This is a genomic window from Nonomuraea sp. NPDC049637 (assembly GCF_040675235.1).
Taxonomy (GTDB): Bacteria; Actinomycetota; Actinomycetes; order Streptosporangiales; family Streptosporangiaceae; genus Nonomuraea.
This window is the reverse complement of record NZ_JBFAOM010000033.1, coordinates 1-20,774: the sequence shown is the minus strand read 5'-3', so window position 1 is coordinate 20,774 and position 20,774 is coordinate 1. Positions and strand designations below refer to the sequence as shown.

At 74.2% G+C, this 20,774-nt stretch carries 16 protein-coding genes; 9 read left to right on the top strand and 7 right to left on the bottom strand.

Annotated elements, in window-relative coordinates:
• Positions 1 to 4 precede the first annotated feature (4 nt).
• Positions 5 to 742 (top strand): bifunctional 1-(5-phosphoribosyl)-5-((5-phosphoribosylamino)methylideneamino)imidazole-4-carboxamide isomerase/phosphoribosylanthranilate isomerase PriA, encoded by a 738-nt coding sequence (gene priA / locus AB0J71_RS34730; RefSeq protein ID WP_352323234.1) that lies wholly within the window; start codon positions 5 to 7, stop codon positions 740 to 742.
• Here the strand turns inward: priA and AB0J71_RS34725 are convergent.
• From AB0J71_RS34725 to AB0J71_RS34705, 5 genes are read right to left on the bottom strand one after another with little or no spacing between them, the layout of a single operon-like run.
• Positions 739 to 1,224 (bottom strand): NUDIX domain-containing protein, encoded by a 486-nt coding sequence (locus AB0J71_RS34725; protein ID WP_364418134.1) that lies wholly within the window; start codon positions 1,222 to 1,224, stop codon positions 739 to 741. The two genes, priA and AB0J71_RS34725, sit on opposite strands and share 4 nt — an antisense overlap.
• Positions 1,221 to 2,999 carry an ABC transporter ATP-binding protein gene (locus AB0J71_RS34720; protein ID WP_364418131.1) on the bottom strand — a complete coding sequence of 593 codons (1,779 nt, stop codon included), beginning with the start codon at positions 2,997 to 2,999 and terminating at the stop codon, positions 1,221 to 1,223. Before AB0J71_RS34720 ends, AB0J71_RS34725 begins: the two co-directional genes overlap by 4 nt.
• A gap of 21 nt (positions 3,000 to 3,020) precedes the next feature.
• Positions 3,021 to 4,772 carry an ABC transporter ATP-binding protein gene (locus AB0J71_RS34715; protein WP_364418129.1) on the bottom strand — a complete coding sequence of 584 codons (1,752 nt, stop codon included), beginning with the start codon at positions 4,770 to 4,772 and terminating at the stop codon, positions 3,021 to 3,023.
• A gap of 28 nt (positions 4,773 to 4,800) precedes the next feature.
• On the bottom strand, positions 4,801 to 5,856 hold the full coding sequence (locus AB0J71_RS34710; protein ID WP_364418127.1) for a Gfo/Idh/MocA family oxidoreductase: 1,056 nt from the start codon (positions 5,854 to 5,856) through the stop codon (positions 4,801 to 4,803).
• The gene (locus AB0J71_RS34705) at positions 5,849 to 6,997 is read right to left on the bottom strand and encodes an aminotransferase class III-fold pyridoxal phosphate-dependent enzyme (RefSeq protein WP_364418219.1); all 1,149 of its coding nucleotides are present in this window, start codon (positions 6,995 to 6,997) and stop codon (positions 5,849 to 5,851) included. Before AB0J71_RS34705 ends, AB0J71_RS34710 begins: the two co-directional genes overlap by 8 nt.
• Before the next feature lie 354 nt (positions 6,998 to 7,351).
• Between AB0J71_RS34705 and AB0J71_RS34700 the strand changes: the two genes are divergently transcribed.
• The 5 genes from AB0J71_RS34700 to AB0J71_RS34680 all read left to right on the top strand — a co-directional run bounded on the left by AB0J71_RS34700 (position 7,352) and on the right by AB0J71_RS34680 (position 12,474).
• On the top strand, positions 7,352 to 8,071 hold the full coding sequence (locus AB0J71_RS34700; RefSeq protein ID WP_352323240.1) for a phosphoribosylaminoimidazolesuccinocarboxamide synthase: 720 nt from the start codon (positions 7,352 to 7,354) through the stop codon (positions 8,069 to 8,071).
• Positions 8,058 to 8,762 carry an SDR family NAD(P)-dependent oxidoreductase gene (locus AB0J71_RS34695; protein ID WP_364418125.1) on the top strand — a complete coding sequence of 235 codons (705 nt, stop codon included), beginning with the start codon at positions 8,058 to 8,060 and terminating at the stop codon, positions 8,760 to 8,762. Before AB0J71_RS34700 ends, AB0J71_RS34695 begins: the two co-directional genes overlap by 14 nt.
• A 44-nt stretch (positions 8,763 to 8,806) precedes the next feature.
• Complete coding sequence (gene hisG / locus AB0J71_RS34690; protein ID WP_352323242.1) at positions 8,807 to 9,694, top strand: ATP phosphoribosyltransferase; 888 nt, start codon at positions 8,807 to 8,809, stop codon at positions 9,692 to 9,694.
• Positions 9,695 to 9,765: 71 nt separating this feature from the next.
• The gene (locus AB0J71_RS34685; protein ID WP_364418123.1) at positions 9,766 to 10,974 is read left to right on the top strand and encodes an MFS transporter; all 1,209 of its coding nucleotides are present in this window, start codon (positions 9,766 to 9,768) and stop codon (positions 10,972 to 10,974) included.
• Between the two features lie 51 nt (positions 10,975 to 11,025).
• Positions 11,026 to 12,474, top strand: a complete 1,449-nt coding sequence (locus AB0J71_RS34680) for a cation:proton antiporter (RefSeq protein WP_352323244.1) — start codon at positions 11,026 to 11,028, stop codon at positions 12,472 to 12,474.
• A 55-nt stretch (positions 12,475 to 12,529) separates the two neighbouring features.
• On the opposite strand, the gene AB0J71_RS34675 is transcribed toward AB0J71_RS34680, so the two are convergent.
• Together AB0J71_RS34675 and AB0J71_RS34670 are read right to left on the bottom strand one after the other, a co-directional pair.
• Entirely contained in the window at positions 12,530 to 15,691 is a 3,162-nt protein-coding gene (locus AB0J71_RS34675) for a hypothetical protein (protein WP_364418121.1), read from the bottom strand.
• A gap of 71 nt (positions 15,692 to 15,762) precedes the next feature.
• A complete protein-coding gene (locus AB0J71_RS34670; RefSeq protein WP_364418119.1) occupies positions 15,763 to 16,566 on the bottom strand; it encodes a class I SAM-dependent methyltransferase in 804 nt (267 codons plus the stop codon).
• 72 nt (positions 16,567 to 16,638) lie between these two features.
• On the opposite strand from AB0J71_RS34670, the gene AB0J71_RS34665 reads away from it, so the two are divergent.
• The 3 genes from AB0J71_RS34665 to AB0J71_RS34655 all read left to right on the top strand — a co-directional run.
• Positions 16,639 to 17,238 carry a TetR family transcriptional regulator gene (locus AB0J71_RS34665; protein ID WP_352323247.1) on the top strand — a complete coding sequence of 200 codons (600 nt, stop codon included), beginning with the start codon at positions 16,639 to 16,641 and terminating at the stop codon, positions 17,236 to 17,238.
• Positions 17,239 to 17,344: 106 nt separating this feature from the next.
• Positions 17,345 to 18,127, top strand: a complete 783-nt coding sequence (locus tag AB0J71_RS34660; protein WP_352323248.1) for an SAM-dependent methyltransferase — start codon at positions 17,345 to 17,347, stop codon at positions 18,125 to 18,127.
• Positions 18,128 to 18,243: 116 nt separating this feature from the next.
• A partial coding sequence (locus tag AB0J71_RS34655; protein WP_364418117.1) for a WD40 repeat domain-containing protein occupies positions 18,244 to 20,774 on the top strand: 2,531 nt, incomplete at its 3' end.

The window sequence follows — 20,774 nt, the reverse complement described above, 5'->3', positions numbered from 1 at the left end:
ACGAGTGTCCACATGCCTGACCCTCCTACCCGCCGTCGACGTGCGCGGCGGCCGGGCCGTCCGCCTGCTGCGCGGCGAGTCCGGGTCCGAGACCTGGTACGGCGACCCGCTCGACGCGGCGCTGGCCTGGCAGGACGCGGGCGCCGACTGGGTGCACCTGGTGGACCTCGACGCCGCCTTCGGCACCGGCTCCAACCGGGCGCGGATCGCCGAGGTCGTCGGCGCCCTGGACATCCCGGTCGAGCTGTGCGGCGGCGTGCGCGACGACGCGAGCCTGGCGGCGGCGCTGGCCACCGGCTGCGGCCGGGTGGTGCTCGGCACCGGCGCGCTGGAACGTCCGGCGTGGGTGGCGCAGGTCATCGCCCGGCACGGCGACCGGGTGGCCGTCGAGCTGGACGTCTGGGGCACCACCGTGCGCAGCCACGGCTGGACCCGCGACGCCGGCGAGCTGTACGAGACCCTGGCCCGCCTCGACGCGGCCGGCTGCGCCCGGTACGTCGTCACCGACATCGCCAGGGACGGCACCCTCGGCGGCCCCAACCTGAAGCTGCTGCGCGACGTCTGCGCCGCCACCGAGCGGCCCGTCGTGGCCTCCGGCGGCGTCTCCAGCCTGGACGACCTGCGCGCCGTCTCCTCCCTGACCCCGCTGGGCGTCGAGGGCGTGGTCGTGGGCAAGGCGCTGTACGCCGGCCGGTTCACCCTGCGACAGGCCCTGGAGGCGGTACGCAAGCCGGAGCCCTAGACCGGCCGCATGGCCAGCGCGCGCAGGGCCAGCTCGACCATGCCCGAGCCGGGCGACTCGGCGGCCAGGCGGCGCAGGGCGTCGCCGTCCAGCCAGCGGGCCTCGTCGAACTTGTCGTGCTCGATCGCCGGCCGGGTCAGGTCGCCCTCGACCGTGGCCAGCACGTCGATCTCGCGTCGCAGGCGGCCGTCGCCGCCGGTCCAGTCGAAGACGTCCACCAGGCCGCCCACCCGCAGCAGCCGCCAGCCGGTCTCCTCCTCGATCTCCCTGGCCAGCGCCGCGCACAGCGTCTCGCCCCGCTCGACGTGCCCGCCGACGATGTCCCAGCAGCCGGGGAAGAGCCGCACGTGGGCCGACCGCCGTTGCAGGAACACCTCGCCGAGCGGGTTGAACAGCACGGCGCCGACCACGCAGCGCACGCCCGTGGCGGACGCCTCCCGCTGGATCGGCTCGAACTCCGCCGGGTGGGGGGCGCAGGTCATGCGGTCTCCTGGTGCGCGTAGTAGGTGGCGTAGAGCGCCGCGAACGGGCCGTCGCGGCGCAGCAGCTCGTCGAACCGGCCCTGCTCGGCGATCTCGCCGTCGTGCAGCACGAGGACGCGGTCGGCGCGCCGGATGGTGGACAGCCGGTGGGCGATCACCACGACCGTGCGCCCGGCGCACAGCCGGGCCAGCGCGTCCTGGATGCCGCGCTCGGTCAGCGGGTCGACGCTGGCGGTCGGCTCGTCCAGCAGCAGGATGTCCGGCTCGCGGACGAACATCCTGGCCAGGGCGATGAGCTGCCGCTGCCCGACCGACACGCCCTGCCCGCCGGCGGCCAGGCGGTCGTCCAGGGACATCGGCATGCTGCGGTCCCACACGCGGCGGCCGATCCGCTCGACGGCCCGTACGACGTCGTCGCGGCCGGCGCCGGGGCGGCCGTAGGCGATGTTCTCGGCGAGCGTGCCGGCGAAGATGAACGGGTGCTGCGGGACGACGCCCACCCGCCGCCGGTAGGCCCGCAGGTCGAGGGCGCGGATGTCGCGGCCGTCGACCAGCAGCTCGCCGCCCTGGAAGTCGTAGGCGCGGGCGATCAGCTTGGCCAGCGTGGACTTGCCGCCGCCGGTGTGCCCGACGACCGCCACCGTCTCGCGGGCCGCGAGGCGCACGTCGAAGTCGCGGAACACGGCGGCGCCGGAGCCGTACCGGAAGTGCAGGCCGCGCGCCTCGATCGCGCCGGTCAGCGCGGTCACCGGCGCGTTCCCGCTCTGGACGACGGCGTGGTCGCTGTCGATCAGCGCGAACACCCGCTCGGCGGCGGCCAGCCCCTGCTGGAACAGGCTCCAGAACGAGGCTGCCTGGGTGACCGGCTGCCAGAGCATGCCGAGCGCCTGGAGGGCGAAGTACCACTCGCCCGCCGAGAGCCTGCCGATCGCCGCGAAGCGCCCGCCCTGGTACAGCACGACCGCCGTGGCCAGGCCCGCCAGCAGCGTCAGGACCGGCAGGATGACCGCGTAGATGAGGCCCTGCCGGACGTAGACGCGGTACGACAGCCGGTTGACCTCGTCGAAGTCCTCGTGGACGGCCCGCTCGCGGCCGAAGCTCTTGGCGACCGCGATGCCCAGCATGGTCTCGTGCACGTTGGCGTTGACCTTGGCCATCACCCGCCGCGTGGCGGCCGCCGCCGTGCGGGCCACCCGGCGGAAGGCCAGGGCGGTGCCCAGCAGGAACGGCAGCGCCGCCAGGATGACCAGGCCGAGGCCGGGGTCGATCCAGAACACCACGCCGCCGAGCAGCACCACCAGGAAGAGCTGGCTGATCAGGTTCAGGGTGAGGGTGAGCACCGAGCCGAAGCCCTCGGTGTCGCCGGTGACCCGGCTGAGCACCTTGCCGACCGAGTTCTCGTCGTAGAAGGCGACGTCCTTGGCGAGCGCGGCGTCGGCGGCCTCGCACTGCAGCCGGTAGACCATGCCGCCCACCAGCCGCGCGGTGATCGCCTGGCGGGCCCAGTTCATCGCCCAGGCCAGCACCGCCGCCGCCACCACGAACAGGCACAGCAGCAGGCCGGGGCCGCTGCCGCCGCCGGCCTGGTCGATCAGGCGGGAGACGACGATCGGCACGGAGGCGGTCAGCAGCACCGAGCCCGCGACGAGCAGCGCCGAACCGATCATGCCGGCGCGGTGGGCGCGCAACTGCCGCAGGATGCGGGCCAGCAGGCGGCGGTTGCCGTACACGCGGTCGTAGGCGTCGGCGTGCAGGCCCGCGAACAGGTCGCTCACGGGCGCCGCCGCTTCTGGGCGTCAGCCACTGTAGATCTCCCGGTAGAGCGCGCAGCGCGCCATCAGTTCGTCGTGCGAGCCCTGGTCGACGACCCGGCCGCCGTCCAGCAGCAGGATGAGGTCGGCGCGGCGGATCTGGCCGGGGCGGTGCGAGACCAGCACCGTCGTGCGGCCCGCCGTCGCGCGCTCGATCGCCTCGGTGATCGCCGATTCGGTACGGGCGTCCACGGCGCTGGTCGCGTCGTCGAGGGTGAGGATGCGCGGCTCGGTCAGCAGGGCCCTGGCGATGGCCAGCCGCTGCCGCTGCCCGCCGGACAGCGTCGTGCCGCCCTCGTTGAGCACGGTGGCGTAGCCGTCGGCCATGCCCTGGACGAACTCGTCCGCGCACGCCTGCTTGGCGACGCGCAGGACGTCCTCGTACCCGGCGGCGTGCGGGGCGCCGAAGGCGATGTTGTCCAGCACGCTCTTGGAGAACAGGAAGATCTCCTGGTCCACGTGGCCGATCTGGCGGCGCAGCGCGCCGGGCTCCCACTCGCGCACGTCCCGCCCGTCGATCAGCACCCGGCCCTCGGTGGCGTCGTACATGCGGTTGACCAGTTTGATCAGCATGCTCTTGCCGCTGCCGGTGGGGCCGACGACGGCGAGCGTGCGGCCCGCGGGCAGGTGGAAGGAGACCTCGCGCAGGATGTCGCGGCCCTCGTGGCGCAGCGACACCCGGTCGAAGGTGATCGTGCCCTCGACGGCGGCCGTGCTGCCGCGGGTGTCCTCGCGCTCGCCGGGGGCGCCGTCGATGATCTGCCGCATGCGCGCGGCGGCCGCGAAGCCCTCCTGGATGACCGGCACGGCCTGCTCGGACATGGTGACGGGCTGCGCGAACAGCAGCAGCCAGCCGAGGTAGGTCACCACCTGGGACAGCGCCAGCTCGCCCTGCGAGTAGAGGTAGAGGGAGTGCAGGGAGCCGGTCACCATGGCCAGGGCGAAGCTCAGCGCGGGCAGGTAGACCGCCTGCGCCCGGCCGCGCCGGACGAAGGCGTCCCGGTAGGCGCCGGCGGCCGATTCCAGGGCGTGCCGCTCGAAGTCCTCCTGCGTGGCGGCCTTGACGGTGGCGATGCCCGACAGCGTGGTGGAGAAGCGTTCGTTGAGGTCGGCGAAGGTCTCGCGGGTGCGCATGACCAGCGGGTAGAGCCGGCGCAGGTGGTAGCGCAGCGCGTAGGCGAACACCAGGACCAGCACGCCGGGGGCCAGCAGCAGCCGCGGGTCCAGCGAGGCGATGAACAGGATCGGCACCAGCAGGGCCAGCACGCCGTTGGCGGCGGTGGCCGCCCCGGGGCTGAGCATGTAGTCGACGAGCCTGGCGTCGTTGATGGCGCGGGCCAGGATGTCGCCGATGCGCTGCTGGTCGTGGAAGGCCATGCGCTTGGTCAGCAGGCTGCGGTACAGCTCGTCGCGCACGTCCCGTTTGACGCGCTGGGCGACGACCTCCATCGAGCCGTTCGACAGCAGGTCGGCGACGAACCGGCCGGCCGCCAGCAGCGCGGCCGCCAGCGCCGCCGCCCCGACCGCGCCGAGGTCGTGGCGCGGGCCGGTGGCCTCGGCGAACGCCGCGCCGATCTGCACGGGGACGAGCGTGGAGCACAGGCTCGCCGCCGCGGCGGCCCCGGTGAACAGCAGCAGCGACAGCCGGTGCCGGCGCAGGTGACCGGCGATCCACCGGCCCACCCCGCGCGACGCGACCGGCCGCCCGCCCGCGGCCGGTCGCGCCCGCTCGGTCATTCCTCCCCCTCCTCGTCGGCGGCCCGGCCTAGGCCGAGGCCCGGACGGACCCGGTCAGCAGGCCGAAGCCGTTCGTCGCGGCGGTGTTGAGCTCGGCCATCACCCGGTCGCACAGGGCGGAGGCGGCCAGCGCGTCGGAGACCGACGGCACCCCCTTGACCGCGGGACGGCCGCCCGTCTGGGGCTCGGCCGACCGCTGCGCGCAGGCGTCCACGAACGCCTGCAACTCGGGCCCGAAGCCGCTGCGCCCCCAGCCGTGGTCCAGGTTGCGGGTGGCGTGCAGCTCCTGGCCGTACGGCACGCCGTCGGACAGTTCGAGCGTCACCCGTTCCAGCGACGGCGCGCAGTACCGGCTGCCGTCCATGCCCTGGACGGTGACGCCCACCATGAACCGCTTGACGTGGTTGCCCATGCGCAGCGTGGACAGCGAGCCGTCGTGGTGCCGCAGGAACAGGTTGATCTGGAACCGGTCGGCGTCACTGGCGATGGCGTGCGCGTCCACCTGGACGACCGGCGACGGCACGAACCAGCGGGCCAGGTCGAGGGCGTGCACCCCGTTGTGCCGGATCCACGCCTCCAGGGTGGTGTCCACCCCCCACTGCGGCGCGGACGGGTGGCGGCTGTAGAAGTCGATGGTCACCGAGCACGGCGTGGCCCGGATCCCCTCGCTCAGCTCGTGCAGCCGCTGCAGGGTCTCGGCGTAGCGGAAGTTGAAGCCCACCTGGACGTGCCGCCCGCTGCGGCGCACCACGTGCTCCAGGTCCTGGAGCGCGGGCGTGGACGGCCCGGCCGGCTTCTCGACGAAGCAGTCCACCCCGCGCTCGGCGAGCTGCCGGACCAGCAGGTAGGACGGCTCCGGCGGGACGGCCAGCACGGCGGCGTCCACCATCTCCAGGTCGAGCTCGTCCACCGAGGAGACGCAGGTCGCGCCGCCGGCCAGCGACTGCACGTCGGCGGCCAGCGACAGGTCGGGGTCGACGCAGGCCACGACCTGGTGGCCGCGGATGCGTTGCAGGAACGGGAACAGGTTCTGCTGCATCTGGCGGCCGCAGCCGACCAGGGCGAGGCGCAGGAGGTCAGCCACGGCCGGCCCCCGCGGACGCGCTCCACGCCTCGAACGCCTGCCGCACCCGGTCGCGCAGGTCGTCCCAGACGATGTCGCGGTGGGCCAGGCACACGAAGGACGGGTGCCCTTCGAGCAGCAGGATGCCGACCCCGGCCAGCTCGGCCAGCAGCGCCTCGCGACGCTCCTTGTCGCCCAGCAGCCCCACGTCGTGGTAGACGAGCTCGAACATGCCGCCGCCGAGCACCGGGCGGGCGCCCACCAGGGCCTCGACCCCGGCGTCCGCGGCGGCCGCGGTGAAGGCGGCGGCCACCTGCGTGCCGATCCGGCCGAGCTCGGTCCAGCCGTCCGGCGAGTCGCCGACGGGCTTCTCCAGGATGTCGCGGGTGGCCAGGGCCGCGTAGACGGCGATCATCTCCTTGGAGAAGGTGCCGCTCAGCCGGGCCTTCTCGGCCAGCGCGAGCAGGTCGGCGTCGCCGGCCAGGATGCTCAGCGGGGCGCCGTTGGCCAGCGCCTTGCCGATCACGATCAGGTCGGAGCCGAGGGCGTTGTCGTGGTCGTAGCCGAGGGCCGAGATCCGGCCGCCGGTCTTGGTCTCGTCGAAGACGGTGAGCAGGCCGGCCTCGCGGCACATGGCCACGGCCTGGCGCAGCACGTCGGCCGTGGTGAAGGAGGCCAGGTAGGCGTCGAAGACGAAGCAGCCCAGCCGGCCGCGGTGCCGTTCCAGCAGCTCGGCGAGCGATTCCAGGCGCAGGTCCACCCAGTTGGCCACCGGCTCGGACTCGCCGACGCCGCGCATGCCGTCGGTGTAGCGCAGCTTCTCCCGCAGCGGGGAGTGCAGCGGCTCGTGCCACTTGAGCGAGTCGGCGATCTGGGAGTCGTGCCAGCCGACGTAGCCGCTGCGGATGATGCCGAGCCGGCCGGTGCGCATCGCGGCCAGCCGGAAGGCGGCGGTGACCGCCTCGGAGGCGGTCTTGAAGAACGCGCCGCGGTCGCCGGGCCGCTCGCCGAGCAGCCGGTCGAGGTATTCCTGGTGGAACGTGGTGTAGCCCGGCAGCATGACCCCATTGCCGAGATAACCGCAGAGAATTTCGTTGAACTGGGCGTCCGCGTGACCGATTATCACTGGGCCATAACCCATGACGAAATCGATGTACGGCACGCCGTTCGCGTCGGACACCTCGCCCCGCCGCCCCCGCGAGAACAAGAGCTGCTGCCCCGCGGACCTGAACTTACGGGTGATCTTCGAGTGAGCTATGCGCTCATATTCCGACAACGATCCTCCCCCCATTGGGATTCTAATTAGGCTCGGGAATTTCAATTTCTGAAGACAGTACCGTCCGGTCGCCGGGCCCCGTCAAGTACTCTTTCTTCCAGTGCTCCAGGCACGGACGGACGACATATCAAGACCGCGAGAGCCCCGTCAAGTGCACCTTTTTCCAGGGTCACGCCGCCTTGACAGCGAGGTGCCCGCAATATCAAGTTGTGTGGGCCATTGTCGGCGGATGGAGGCGGCGTGGATAACGGATCAGCTCCGGGAACTCCGGCCGGCCGGGGAGAGCCGGATATCGTCGGGCGCAGTAAGCGTCTGTGGCTGCTGCCCGAGGGGCGGTGCCTGGTGCAGATAATCCCCAGCCTGCGCAGTTTCACGTACCACCGTGATGAAATCGTCGAGCGCACCGGGCCGCTCCGGCTCGATTTCTACGAAAGGGCGGCGGCCCGGCTGGCCGACGCCGGCGTGCCGTGCGCGTTCCGGGAACGGGTCTCGGCCGACTCGTACGTGGCCGACTACTGCCCGGCGCCGCCGTTCGAGGTGATCGTGAAGAACCGGGCCACCGGATCGACCACCCGCAAGTACCCCGGCCTGTTCGAGGACGGCGCCCCGCTGCCGCGCCCGGTCGTGAAGTTCGACTACCGGACCGACCCCGAGGACCAGCCGATCGGCGAGGACTACCTGCGGGCGCTCGACCTGCCGGTGGAGGAGATGCGCGAGTTGTCCCTCGCGGTCAACGACGTGCTGCGGTCCTGGCTGCGCCCGCTGGAGGTGTGGGACTTCTGCCTCATCTTCGGCCGGACCGCCGACGGCGGGCTGACCGTCATCTCCGAGATCTCCCAGGACTGCATGCGCCTGCGCCACCAGGACGGCTCCCCGCTGGACAAGGACCTGTTCCGGGACGGCGTGGCGGGCGAGGAGATCGTGAACCAGTGGAGCCGCGTCCTCGATGTCATCACATGAGACCCCCGTCGCGCTGGTCACCGGCAGCAACCGGGGCAGCGGGCGGGCCATCGCCGAGGAGCTGCGCGAGCGCGGCTACCGCGTCTACTCCCTGAACCGCTCGCTCGCGGGCGAGGACTGGCTCGGCGAGCACAGGTGCGACCTGGCGGACCCGGCGCAGATCGCGGAGGCGACCGCCCAGGTGCTCGGCGCGGCCGGCCGGCTCGACGTCTGCGTGTCCAACGCGGTGGACCGGGTGCTCGACCCGATCGCCGACCTGCGCGCGGAGGACTGGGAGCGGCTGATCGCGATCAACCTGAGCGCCTGCTTCCACCTGCTCAAAGCCGTCCTGCCGGCGTTGCGGGCCGCCGGCGGGATGTTCGTCGCCATGGGCAGCCACGCCGGGACGCGGTACTTCGAGGGCGGGGCCGCCTACAGCGCCACCAAGGCCGGGCTGAAGGCGCTGGTCGAGACGCTGCTGCTGGAGGAGCGCCGCAACGGGGTGCGCGCCTGCCTGGTCTCGCCCGGCGCCATCGCCAACCTCGACGGCGACGGCTCGCCGCACAAGATGAGCACCCGGTCGGTGGCCCGCTGCGTGGCCACCATCGTCGACTCCTGGCCGGACGACCTCGTGGTGGGCGAGATCGAGGTGCGGCCGTCGTGCCTGCCCGAGCCGCCCGTCGTCGGCATCGACCGGCTGCTGCACGTGTGACCCCCACGCCCCCGCCCGCCCCCTCGCGCCCGTCAGGAGGAACCATGATCTCGCTCGCCCTGCCGAAGGGCTCGCTGGAGCGGCGGGCCCTGGAGCTGTTCGCGACCGCGGGGCTGCCCGTACGGCGGCGCTCGGAGCGCTCCTACCGCGGCACGGTGGACCACTCGGGCGTGTCGCACGTGGCCTTCTACAAGCCGCGCGAGATCCCCCTGGTGGTCGGTGACGGCACCTTCGACCTCGGGCTGACCGGCGCCGACTGGGTGGAGGAGACCGGGGCCGAGGTCGAGGTGGTGGAGTCGTTCGACTACTCCAGGAACACCGAGCGGCCGTGGCGGCTGGTGCTCGCGGTGCCGTCCGGCCACCCCGCCCGCAGCGCCGCCGACCTCGACGACGGCGTCAGGGTGGCCACCGAGTACCCGAACATCGGCCGCCGCTTCTTCCGCGAGGCGGGACGGCGGGCCGAGGTGATCGTCTCCTACGGCGCGACCGAGGCCAAGATCCCCGAGCTGGCCGACGCCATGATGGACGTCGTGGAGACCGGCCACTCGCTGCGCCAGAACGACCTGCGCGTCATCGAGACCGTCCGGACCTGCGGCGCGCAGCTCGTCGCCAACCCGGCCGCCTACGCCGACCCGGCCAGGCGCGGCGTGATCAGGAACGTCGCCCTGCTGCTGCGCGCCGCCTGGGTGGGCCCGGCCCACGTGCTGCTGACCGTGCGCGCCCCCGCCGACCGGCTGGCCGAGGTGGTGCCCGCGATGCCGGGCCAGTCGTGGCGCGCGGGCGCCGACCTCGCGGACGGGACCATGGTCGTGCTCCAGGGCGTCCTGCCCAGACGGGAGGTGCCCGAGACGATCGACGCACTGCTGTCGGCCGGGGCGGTCAACGTCACCGAGTCGGGCATCGGCATCTTCGCCACCGGGGAAGCGGGTTGATCGGCGCCGCCGGCATGGCGAAGATCGGACGTGGGAAGCCTGACCCGCGGAGCGCAGTGCGAAGGAGACTCATGGACCCCCGGCCGGCGGCAAAGATCACGGAGGCGTCCCCCCGGCGCTCCCCCTGGCTGACGATCCTGCTCGTCTACGTCGGCGGGGTGGTCGGCGCGATGAGCCTCGGCAAGTTCTCCTCGGTCGGGCCCGCGATGGCGGCCCAGCTCGGGCTGACCCTGTCGGAGCTGGGCTGGGTGATCTCGGCGGTGGTCGGCGTCGGGGCCGCGGTCGGCCTGCCGGCGGGCTATCTCGTCCGCCGGTTCGGCACCGGGCGGTCGCTGGTCACCGGGCTGGTCCTGATCGCGGCCGCGGGTGCGGCGAGCATGGCGGCGAACGACTTCGCCTGGCTGCTCGTCGCCCGCGGCGTCGAGGGCGTCGGCTACGTCCTGGTCACCATCTCCTGCCCGGCGCTGATCCTGCGCCTGGCCCACGAGCGCGACCGGGGCACCGCCCTGTCGGTCTGGGCGACGTTCGTCCCGGTCGGGCTGGGGGCCAGCACGCTGGCCGGCGGCGCGGCCGGCGACGCGCTGGGGTGGCGCGGCTGGACCGGCCTGATCGCCGGGCTGACGCTGCTGATCGCCGTGGTCACGTGGGCGCGGCTGCCGCGCGGCGGCGCGGCGCAGGCGGCCGGGCCCGTGCCGCGGGCGCGGGCGCTGGCCTGGCCGGGCGTGCTGGCGGCGGCCTTCTGCCTGACGGCGCTGGTGACCATCCCGGTGATCGTGCTGCTGCCCACGCTGCTCATCGAGCAGTACGGCCGCTCGGCCGCCGGCGCGGGCGCGCTCACCTCGGTGATCTCGCTGCTCGGCGTGGCCGGCGGGCTGGCGGTGGGCGTCCTGCTGCGCAGGGGCGTACGGGTCGGCGTGCTGGCCCTGTCGGGCCTCCTCGTCGTGCCGGCCGCCTGGATCCTGTACGCCGGCGGCTCCGCCGGGGGCGCGCTCACCGGCGCGGGCGTCATCTCCATGGAGAACGGCTTCCTCGGCGCCCTCGTCTTCGCCGCGCTCCCCCTGGTCCTGGAGCGCCTCGACCACGCCGACGTCGGCAACGGCGTCATCGCCCAGGCCGGCAGCCTCGGCTCCCTCCTCGGCCCCCCGCTGTTCGGCCTGGTGGCCGGCGAGATCGGCTACCAGGCCCTGATCCCCGTCATAGCCGTCGGCATCGTCGCCGCCGTCGGCGCCCTGCTGCTGATCGGCCGGCGGGCGGCCCGGCCGCTCCCAGCCGCCGACTGACCCGGCGAACGGGCCGGGAGCCCGTCGCGGAGTACGCAGGAAGGTGCGACCATGCGCGGACACGACCCGCTCGACGACACCGAACAGGCCCTGCTGCCCGCCCCGGCCCGGGGCCTGGCGGTCGCGCTGCTGCTGATCGCCGTGGCGGGCGTGTCGATGGTGCTGGTGTTCGGGCCGGGCGCGCAGCAGCCGGGGCATCCGGCGGCGCCGGCCGCGCCGGTCGCGCCCGCCGGGATGCCGCCCGTCCAGTCGATCCTGCGGCTGTTCCTCGCGGTGGCGGTCATCGGCGGGCTGGCCTCGCTGGGCGGCGTCCTGGCGCGCCGGGCGGGGCAGCCGTCCGTGGTGGGGCAGATGGTGGCCGGGCTGCTGCTCGGGCCGTCCGCGCTGGGCTCGCTGGCGCCGGGGGTGTCCGCGCTGATCCTGCCGGGCTGGGTCGCGCCGCAGCTCGAACTGCTGGCCCAGGCCGGGCTGGCGATCTTCATGTTCACGGTGGGCCGGGAGTTCGACCCGGCCGCCCTCGGCCGGCAGCGCGTGGTCGTGGGGGTCGCCGCGCTGGCGATGACGGCCGTGCCGTTCGCCCTGGGGGCGGTCGCGGCGGTCCCGTTCGCCGGCGCGCTCGCCGGGCCGTCGGCGTCGGGCACGGCGTTCGTCCTGTTCGCCGGGACGGCGTTGAGCGTCACCGCGTTCCCCGTGCTGGCCAGGATCCTCCAGGAGGCCGGGCTGACCGTCACCCGGCTGGGCTCGCTGGCGATCCTGTGCGCGGGGCTGGCCGACGTGCTGGCCTGGTGCGCGCTGGCCGCGGTGATCGCCCTCGCGCACGCCGGTTCCCCGGCCGGCGTGCTGACCTCGCTCGGGCTGGCCGCCGCCCTGGTCCTCGCCGTGACCCTCGTCGTACGCCCCGCGCTCGCCGCGCTGGCGGCCCGGCACGCCGCCCGCCGGCTGCCCGCTCCGGCCGCGCTCGCGCTGGTCCTGGGCCTGATCTTCGCCCTGGCGGCGGCGACCGACGCCATCGGCGTGCACGCCATCTTCGGCGCCCTGCTGGCCGGGGTGGCCTTCCCGCGCGAGGCCCCCGTGCTCTGCGCGGTGCCCGAACGTCTCGGCTCGCTCAACCGCGCGATGTTGCTGCCGGTGTTCTTCGCCTCGATCGGGCTGCGCACCGACGTGCACCTGGCGTTCGGCCATCCGGTGGTGCTGCTGGGCGGGGCGGTGCTGCTGGTGGCCGCCGTGCTGGGCAAGCTGGGCGCGGCCGGGGTGATCGCCTGGGCGGGCGGCATGCCGGGGCGCCTGGCGCTCGGGCTCGGCGTGCTGATGAACGCCCGGGGCGTCACCGAGATCGTCGTGCTCAGCACCGGGCTCGGCATGGGGCTGATCGCGCCCGGCACGTTCACGGTGCTCGTGCTGATGGCCCTGATCACCACCATGATGACCGCGCCGGCCCTGCGCCGCCTCGGCCTCTACGCCCCCGCGCGGGCCGAGCCGCGGACGCCGCAACCGGCCTGAGCCGACCGCGGCGTCCTCATGACTGGGCCCTGATGACTGGGCCCTCATGGCGGGGTCAGTAGACCTCGCTCCGGTTGTTCACGATCTCGTCGAGCATCGAGGTGGTGTCGGAGTAGCGCCCGGCCGCCGCGCCGCCGGGCGGCAGGGCGAGGGTGGCGAAGGCGTACCTGACCGCCTCGCCGACCGTGCGCACCCCGAGCCGCCGGACGAGCGGCGAGTCGAGCCGGGTGCTCGCGTTGATCTGCCTGGCCGCCAGGTCGAGCAGCGTGGCCAGGAGCTGGAACCGGGCCGGCCCCGGTTGCGGGCCGCCGGCCGACAGCGCGGCGACGGCCTCGGCGTCGGCCAGCTCGCCGTCCCCCTGGCTGTCGAAGCGCTGGTCGGTGGCCTGGACGCGGGCCAGGAACTCGGCGGTGCGCGCCTCCTGGTGGGTCTTCCAGTAGCCGTGCGAGCGCGGGTCGCGGGTGGGGGCGACCTCGGTGACGGTCGTCGTGGCGGACGCCGTGGCCGGCTCGTAGACGCAGCCGTTGGCGTTGCGGTACGCGGCGGCCGCCGTGTCGGGCAGCTCGGCGCCCTTCGTGAACAGCAGGCCGGGCCGGGCCGTGAACCCCACGGACACGTCCGCGCCGGGGTCGAGGGGGCCGAGCGTCCAGGTCAGGGTGGTGGTGCCGTCCGGGTTGCGGGTGACCGTGCCGGGCCGGGGGCCGGTGCCGCGGTCCAGCGCCTTGCTGTAGTAGACCTCCTTGGGCAGCGTGTCGGTGAGGACGACGCCGGTGGCCCTGCCGCTGCCGACGTTGGCCGCCCGCAGCCCGACGGTCATCGCCTCTCCGGCGTTCACCGTGGCCGGTGCGGTCTTGGTCAGGGTGAGCCGCGGCGCGTGCACGGTGGTGGCGGCCTTGGCGGTGTTGTTGCCCGTCTCGGCCTCGGGGCCGCCGGCGGTGTCCGTCGCGGTGGCGGTGGCCGTGTTGGTCAGGACGGCCGTGTCGGCCGTGTCGCACGGCACCTGGTACGTGAACGTCTCGGTCGTGGACCGCCCGGCGCCCAGGTAGGGAATCTGGCGGGCCTGGGCCGGCCCGGTGGGCGGGGTGTCGGTGACGCCGACGGACGCCGCCGGGCCGGTGCCGACGTTGTCCAGCTTCACCTGGTAGGTGAGGGTGTCGCCGGGTTCGGCGTCGGGCTTGTCGACGCTCTTGGCGGTGACGATGTCAGGGTCGTAGAGGTTGAAGAACGACATCTCCTGCCGTACGACGGCGGCGAAGCCGAGCTCCTTGTCCGGCTCGCCGCCCGAGCCGCTGCAGGTGGGCGCGGAGACGGGGAAGCTGCTGCAGGCCGAGCCCTTGGCGTCGGGTGAGAGCGCGGCCCGGTACTTGACGGCGGCCCAGTCGTCGTGGTCGCGCAGGGTCGTGCTGCCGCCGCTGGCGTTGACGTCCACGTTCACCGTCCCCGTGTCGATGAGCGGGGCGCCGGTGCCGGGGGCGGTGTTGTCGTTCCAGTTGATCGGCGCGTTGCCGGCGGCCGAGCGCAGCGGCCGGAACGTGCTGGCGGGGTTGGCGAGGTTGTCGGTCCACCAGAAGGTGTGGTCGGTGCCGTCACCGATGCCGGCGGACTCGTTCAGCGTGCCCTCGGTGAGCGGGGGCAGGCCGCCGCTGGAGTAGCCGACCCGGACCGCGCCGATCTTCCAGTCCCTGAGCTGGTTGACCAGCAGCGGCGGCGGGCCCGTGGGGATGCCCGACTGGAAGAAGTAGTTCATGACGCTGAGGTAGTTGGGCTTCCACTGGTCGTTGACGTCGCCGCCGTGCCGCAGGCCCAGGGCGTGCCCGAGCTCGTGCATGATGGTCCCGGCCTGGTCCTGGACGGTGCCGACCTCGGCGTCGTCCCGGCCGGTGCCGACGGTGAGCACCTGCCGGTCGGTCGGGTCCGCGCTGGTGGTGTCGCACGTACGGTCCGGGCCCACGTGGATCTGGGTGCCGATCACCACGTCGTCGCCCGCCGGGGTGGTCTGGAGCCGGCCGTCGCCACCGTAGTCCACGCCGAAGTCGGCCACGCACATCGTCCGCCACGAGCCGAAGGTGACGATGAAGTCCTTGTTGTTGTCCCTGGTGGGCTCGCAGCACTGCCCCGACGTGCCCGGCGACGTCGAGCTGCCGGTCGCGGTGGTGACGACGAGGTCGTGGGCGAAGATCGTGTAGTGCGCGTACCGGGCCAGCTCGGCGGGGAAGTCGGCGGTGCGCGCGTCGCGGAAGTCGCTGTCGTCGGCCAGGCCCATGGCAGGCTGCTCGGGCAGTTGCGTGCCCTGGAGGTAGACGAAGTCGACGCCGTCCCGGTGCGTCCCCGGGTAAGGGCACGGGTTCTCCGCCTTGACCGGCGCGGCGTCGAAGGCGTTCCTGACCAGGGTGATCGCGTCCGGCTTGGGCCGGTGGGAGTGCCTGGTGTCGGCCATGTAGTCGGCCTGCAGCACGATCGTCTTGCGGCAGGGGTCCGCGCCGAGCGCCGGGAGGTCGGCGAGGACCCCGCCGTTCCGGTCGCGGATCCCGGACAGCTCGACGAGGTCGGGGATGCCGTCGTGGTCGGTGTCGGGCATCACGGTGGAGACGGTGAAGCCGATCCTGGTCTTTCTGCCGTCGTTGTCCCTGGGGAAGCCGTGGTCGCCGTCGCCCTCGGCGCACGTCTGGCCCTTCTGCCGCCCCTGGGAGTCGACGCACGGCGTGCCGAACTGCACGCCGTCGCCCGACAGTGTGCCCGAGCGCACGTCGTAGACGAGGTCGAGGTCGAGGTCGTCGTTCTGGGGGCTGATGTCCATGCGGTCGTCGTTGGTGTTGAGGCCGCCGTCATAGTCCCAGAGGGCGACGGTGATGTTCACCGTCGGCTGGTCGCCGGGCAGGTCGGACTTGGTGAAGACCCAGCCGTTGGGCGCCTCGGGCAGGCCGAGGGGCTCGAACTCGTCGTCCTCGATGCGCGGGCCCGTTTCGAGCGGGCCGTCGGCGATCCTGACCTTCGGGTAGTAGTCGCCGTCGCCGACGCCTCCGCTGTCCGGGTCCTCGATCTGGCGGAGATAGTCGATGGAGAAGGTCAGCGAGAAGCCGGGGACCGCCGCCGACGCCGGCGTGGCCAGCGCCGGTATCAGGGCGGCGACCAGCACGCCGATCGCGGCGAACGAGAGCCGCCCGCGCCACCGCGTCGGCCCTTTCCGCCCGGTATTCATGCCATGTGTGACGCTCACGGTGGTTCCTCCTGGAGTGTCGCTCTGAGGAGGATCGTCCGCGCGCGTTCCCATGACCGCATGAGTAACGGCTACTCAGCCCGCCGGACGGCGGTGAGCACCAGGACGTCGTAGTGGACGGTGAAGGCGCCGCCCACCGCGTCGATCGCGGCCCCGATGCCGGCCAGCAGCTCGCGGCGTCGCTCCGGCGGCAACCCGGTGACCGGACCGTGCGTCGGCACCTGCGCCAGCCACTCGTCGCGGGTGTAGCGGCGCTCCCACGCGTAATCCCAGCGCTCGGGCTCGCCGAACGCGCCCGCCGCCCGGACGCCGTCGGCGATCTTGTCGAGCAGCGACGTGTACATGCCCACGGCCGGGCCGGCCTGGCCGAGCGCCGGCAGGTCGGGCAGCACCCGGCGGTAGACCTCGGCGAACGGCTCGGCCAGGGCGTCCGGCGTCTGGAAGACGTTCCAGAACAGCGCCAGCCTGCCTCCGGGCCGCAGCACCTGGGCCGCCTTGGCCGCGCCCGCGACCGGGTCGATCCAGTGCCAGGTCTGGCCGGCGACGACCGCGTCGAACGTGCGCCCGGCCGGGTCCCAGGACTCGAAGGCGGACACGTCCACCTCGATGCCGTCGCGCCGGGCCAGGTCGGCCATGCGCGGGTCCACGTCCACGCCGGACACCCGGCAGCCGGCCGCCTGGAACTGGCGGGCCGCGATGCCGGTGCCGATGCCGACGTCGAGCACGTCGGGGCCGGGGCTCGCCTCGACGATGCGGGTCACCATCTCGTCGGGGTAGCGGGGGCGGGTGCGGTCGTAGCGGTCGGCGTCGGCGCCGAAGGACTCGGCCATCCGCCGGTGCAGGTGCGGTTCGTTCCCCGAGGTGTTAGTGGGCATGCGCCCACTCTAATGGGCACGTGCCCACTCGTCTACTCTGAACGGGATTCACCAAGGAAGGAGACCGGCCCGGTGCCCACCGGCATAGCCCTCCGCGACGTGCGCGAACAGCTCTTCGACGCCGCCGAGCGCATCCTGCTGCGCGACGGGCCCAACGCCCTGACCAGCCGGGCGGTCACCACCGAGGCGGGCTGCGCCAAGGGCGTGCTCCACCGCCACTTCGCCGACTTCGACGCCTTCCTCGCCGAGCTGGTGACCGACCGCATCCGCCGCGTCGAGGCCCAGTCCGCCGCCCTCATGGCCGTCGCCGGCACCGGCACCGTCGCGGGGAACCTCACCCTCGCGCTGCTGGAGCTGTTCGGCTCGGTCGCCGTGGCCGTCGTCGGCCTCGTCATCTCCCGCGACGGCCTGCGCGCCCGCCTGCGCCAGGCCGGGTCCACGGGCCTCCCGCTCCTCGGCGAGGCCACGACCATGATCGCCGCCTACCTGACCGCCGAGCGCGAGATGGGCCGCATCGCGGTCGACGCCGACGTCGACGCCCTCGCGCTCACCCTGATCGGCAGCGCCCACCTGCTGTTCGCCGGCCGCGAGGACGACCCGCCCGACGCCGCCGTCGTCGAGTGGATCGTCACCACGGCCATCGCCGACGCCGTCCAGCGCCGCCTTCTGTGAGCCGCCCTCCAGACCGGTGACGGACGGCGAGCCCGGACGTGGCCCGCTTGGGGGATCTTGGGGCTACGATCTCCCCCGTAGCCCCTTTCGTCCGGAAGGCGTCGCGATGAGCGAACGTTCGCTGAACACCGATGTTCCGAGCCCCGCCCGCATCTACGACCTGTGGCTGGGCGGCAAGGACAACTACGAGATCGACCGGATGGTGAGCGAGCAGATCCTCGCCGCCGTGCCCGACCTGCCGGTGCTGGCCCGTACGAACAGGGAGTTCCTCGGCCGCGCGGTGCGGTACATGGCCGGGGAGGCGGGCATCCGGCAGTTCCTGGACATCGGCACCGGCATCCCCACGGCGGACAACACCCACCAGGTCGCCCAGGCGGTCGCCCCGGACAGCCACGTCGTGTACGTCGACAACGACCCCATGGTCCTGGCCCACGCGCGGGCACTGCTGCGGGCCGCCCCCGCGGGGACGACCACCTTCGTCGACGCCGACCTGCGCGAGCCCGGCAAGATCCTGGCCGCCGCCGCCGAGCACCTCGACTTCGACCGGCCGATCGGGCTGACGCTGCTCGGCGTCGTGGACTTCCTCCCCGACACCGGCCAGGCCCGCTCGATCATCGCCGAGCTGCTGGAGCCGATGGCGCCGGGCAGCCATCTCGCCATCTCCCACGGCGTGGTCGGCAGGCAGCTCGAAGAGGGCGTCCGCCACTGGAACGAGAGCGGCGGGGCGCCCATGACGCTGCGCAGCCTTGAGGAGGTCACGAGCTTCTTCGACGGGCTGGAGCTGCTGGAGCCGGGCGTGGTGCCGCTGCCGCGCTGGCGTCCCGTCCCCGGGACGCTGTACGCCGACCGCGAGGCCGTCTACTACGCGGGCGTCGGCCGCAAGCGCTGACCGTCCCCGGCATCGCGCCGATCTCGCGCGATGCCGCCTTCCCGACCGGCGTACGCCGCCTGGCGGGTCCGCGTACCCTGAGTCCCCGATCGACTTCGCGGAGTGACGGGAGCGGGATGGACGACGGGTTCGGCGCGGGGCTGGGGAGCGAGCGGGACCGGTGCGCGCGGGATCCGTGCCCCTGGCCGCCGGGTCCGTTCACGACCGGGGACGCCAGGTGGTTCTTCGGCCGCGAACGGGTCGTGTCCGAGCTGGTGGGGCTGCTCGCGGAGCCGCGCGCCGCCCGTCCCGTGATGCTGGCCGGGGCGGCGGGGGCGGGCAAGACGTCGGTGCTGGCCGCCGGGGTGGTGCCGGCCGTCCTGGCGGGTTCGCCGGCGGGGGCTCCGGCGGGTCGCGCCGGGGTGTTGTGGCGGACGCCCGGCTCGCCGGTCCGGGGCGGGGGGCGGCCGGTGGAGCAGTGCGCGCTGCTGGTGGTCGACCGGTTCGAGGAGTTGTTCACGGCTCGGGCGGGGTCCGGGCGCAGGGCGTACGTCGAGGAGCTGTGCGGGCTCGCGGCGGGCGGGCTGCCGGTCGTGATCGGGATGCGGGCCGGCTGCTACGAGCGGTGCCTGGGGTTTCCGCCGCTGGTCGAGGCGCTGCGGACGCGGTCGCTGCCGCTCGGGCCGATGACCGGCGACGAGCTGCGCCGCGCGATCACCGAACCGGCCCGGGTCGCCGGGCTGTCCCTGGAGCCGGGCCTGGCCGAGACGATCCTGCACGACCTGGGCGTCCGCGACGACGGCCCGGCGGCGGCCGACGCGCTGCCGCGCCTGTCCCGCGCGATGCGCGCCCTCTGGCACCACCGCGACGGCGACACGCTCACCCACGCCGCCTACCGGCACGCCACCGCACCACCCCCCGGCCCCGCGCCCGCTCCCCCACCTCCCGCCCCGGAGAAACCCGGCCTCCTCTCCCCCGACCCGGAGAAACCCGGGCTTCTCTCCCCCGACCTGGAGGAAGTCCCTCTTCCGGAGGGGCCCGTTGGGTCCTTTCCTGATTCGGAGGCCGCGGCGCCCTCCCTCGGCGGAGGGCGCGCGGCTCGTGCTTCCGGCGCCGGTGTGGGCGCCAGGGGATGTCCGGTCGGGCGGAGGGTGCGGGCGCTGGTCGTGGCGCTGGTGGTGCTGGTGGTGGTCGCCGGGGCGGGCGCGGGGCTGGCGTGGCAGAAGAGCGGCCGGGCGAGCGCCGCCCGTGTCACCGCGCTCGCCGAGCGGGCCGCCGTCCAGGCGCGGGCGCTGCGGGCCACGGACCCGGCGCTCGCGATGCAGGTGGCGGTGGCCGCCCAGGGCCTGGCCGACACCCCGGGCACCCGCGGCACGCTGCTCGACACCGCCGAGCCGTACGCCACCCGCCTGCGCTCGGCCGGCGACCGGCTGCGGGCGATCGCCTACAGCCAGGACCACGCCCTGCTCGCCACCGGCGCCGACAACGGCGTGGTCGAGCTGTGGGACGCCACCGACACGCGCCGCCGCACCCCGCTGGCCACCCTGCCGCGCGCCGCCGGGCCGGTCGGGGCGCTCGCCTTCCGCCCGTCCGGCGGGGACCGGGTCCTGCTCGCGGCCACCCGGCACGGCGTCGAGGTGTGGAACGTCGTGGACCCCGCCCGCCCCCGGCACGTCGCCGCCCTGCCCGGCGCTGTGACGGCGGCGTTCACGCCGGACGGCCGCACGGTGCTCGCCGCCGCCGCGCACGGCGTCCGGCGTTGGCGGCTCGCCGGCCGCCCGGTCGCCCTGCCCCCGGTACGGACCTCCGCCCAGGTCACCCGCTTCGCCGTCGGCGACGACACGGTGGTCACCGGCCACGACGACGGCAGCGTGCGCCTGTGGGACCCGGCGCGGCCCGCCTCCCCTGCGGACACGATCGCGACCGGCCTCCAGGACGGCCCCGCCGCGCTCGCGATCAGCCCCGACGGCGGCGCGCTGGCCTGGTCGGCGCCCGCCCGCGGCACCTGGCTCTGCCTCCTGCGCGCCCGCCGCTGCGACCGGCCCGTCCGGTACGGCGACCCCGCCGGCGCCCTGGCCTTCAGCCCGGACGGCACCGTCCTGGCCGCCGCCGGCGACGACCGCGCGGTCCGGCTGTGGAACGTGGCCGGCCGCGCGGTCCGGTTGTGGAACGTGGCCGGACGCGCCGAGGTCGCCTCGTTCCCGCACCCCGACCGCGTGCTCGGCCTGGCCTTCACCGCCGACGGCCAGGCGCTGGCCACCGGTTCGGCGGCCGGCGCCTTCTACCAGTGGCGCCACCCGGTCCGCGTGCCCGACCCGGTGACCGGGCTGGTCCTGAGCCGGGACCGGACGCTGATGGCCACGACCGGCCCGCGCGGCGGCGCGCTGTGGGACGTCCGCGACCCCCGACACCGCGTGCTGCTGTCGCGCTGGAACGTTCCAGCAGCCGCCGATCCGGCGCTGAGCGGCGACGGCCGCCGCCTGGCCACCGTCGAACGCGGCATGGCCGTGACCGTGTGGGACATCCGCGACCCCTACCGCCCGGCCCGGCACGTCCGGCTGCCGGTGCGCGGCCTCGCGGTCGCCGCGCTCAGCCCGGACGGACGCGTCCTGGCCACCGGCGACCACGGCGGCCGGCTGCTGCTCTGGGACGTCACCGGTCGCCCACG

What these genes read in the sequence shown, in the direction of transcription:
- AB0J71_RS34725 (WP_364418134.1), bottom strand. Translation starts at nt 1,224, where the DNA reads ATGACCTGCGCCCCCCACCCGGCGGAGTTCGAGCCGATCCAGCGGGAG.
- AB0J71_RS34715 (WP_364418129.1), bottom strand. Translation starts at nt 4,772, where the DNA reads ATGACCGAGCGGGCGCGACCGGCCGCGGGCGGGCGGCCGGTCGCGTCG.
- AB0J71_RS34695 (WP_364418125.1), top strand. Translation starts at nt 8,058, where the DNA reads ATGTCATCACATGAGACCCCCGTCGCGCTGGTCACCGGCAGCAACCGG.
- hisG (WP_352323242.1), top strand. Translation starts at nt 8,807, where the DNA reads ATGATCTCGCTCGCCCTGCCGAAGGGCTCGCTGGAGCGGCGGGCCCTG.
- AB0J71_RS34685 (WP_364418123.1), top strand. Translation starts at nt 9,766, where the DNA reads ATGGACCCCCGGCCGGCGGCAAAGATCACGGAGGCGTCCCCCCGGCGC.
- AB0J71_RS34680 (WP_352323244.1), top strand. Translation starts at nt 11,026, where the DNA reads ATGCGCGGACACGACCCGCTCGACGACACCGAACAGGCCCTGCTGCCC.
- AB0J71_RS34670 (WP_364418119.1), bottom strand. Translation starts at nt 16,566, where the DNA reads ATGCCCACTAACACCTCGGGGAACGAACCGCACCTGCACCGGCGGATG.
- AB0J71_RS34660 (WP_352323248.1), top strand. Translation starts at nt 17,345, where the DNA reads ATGAGCGAACGTTCGCTGAACACCGATGTTCCGAGCCCCGCCCGCATC.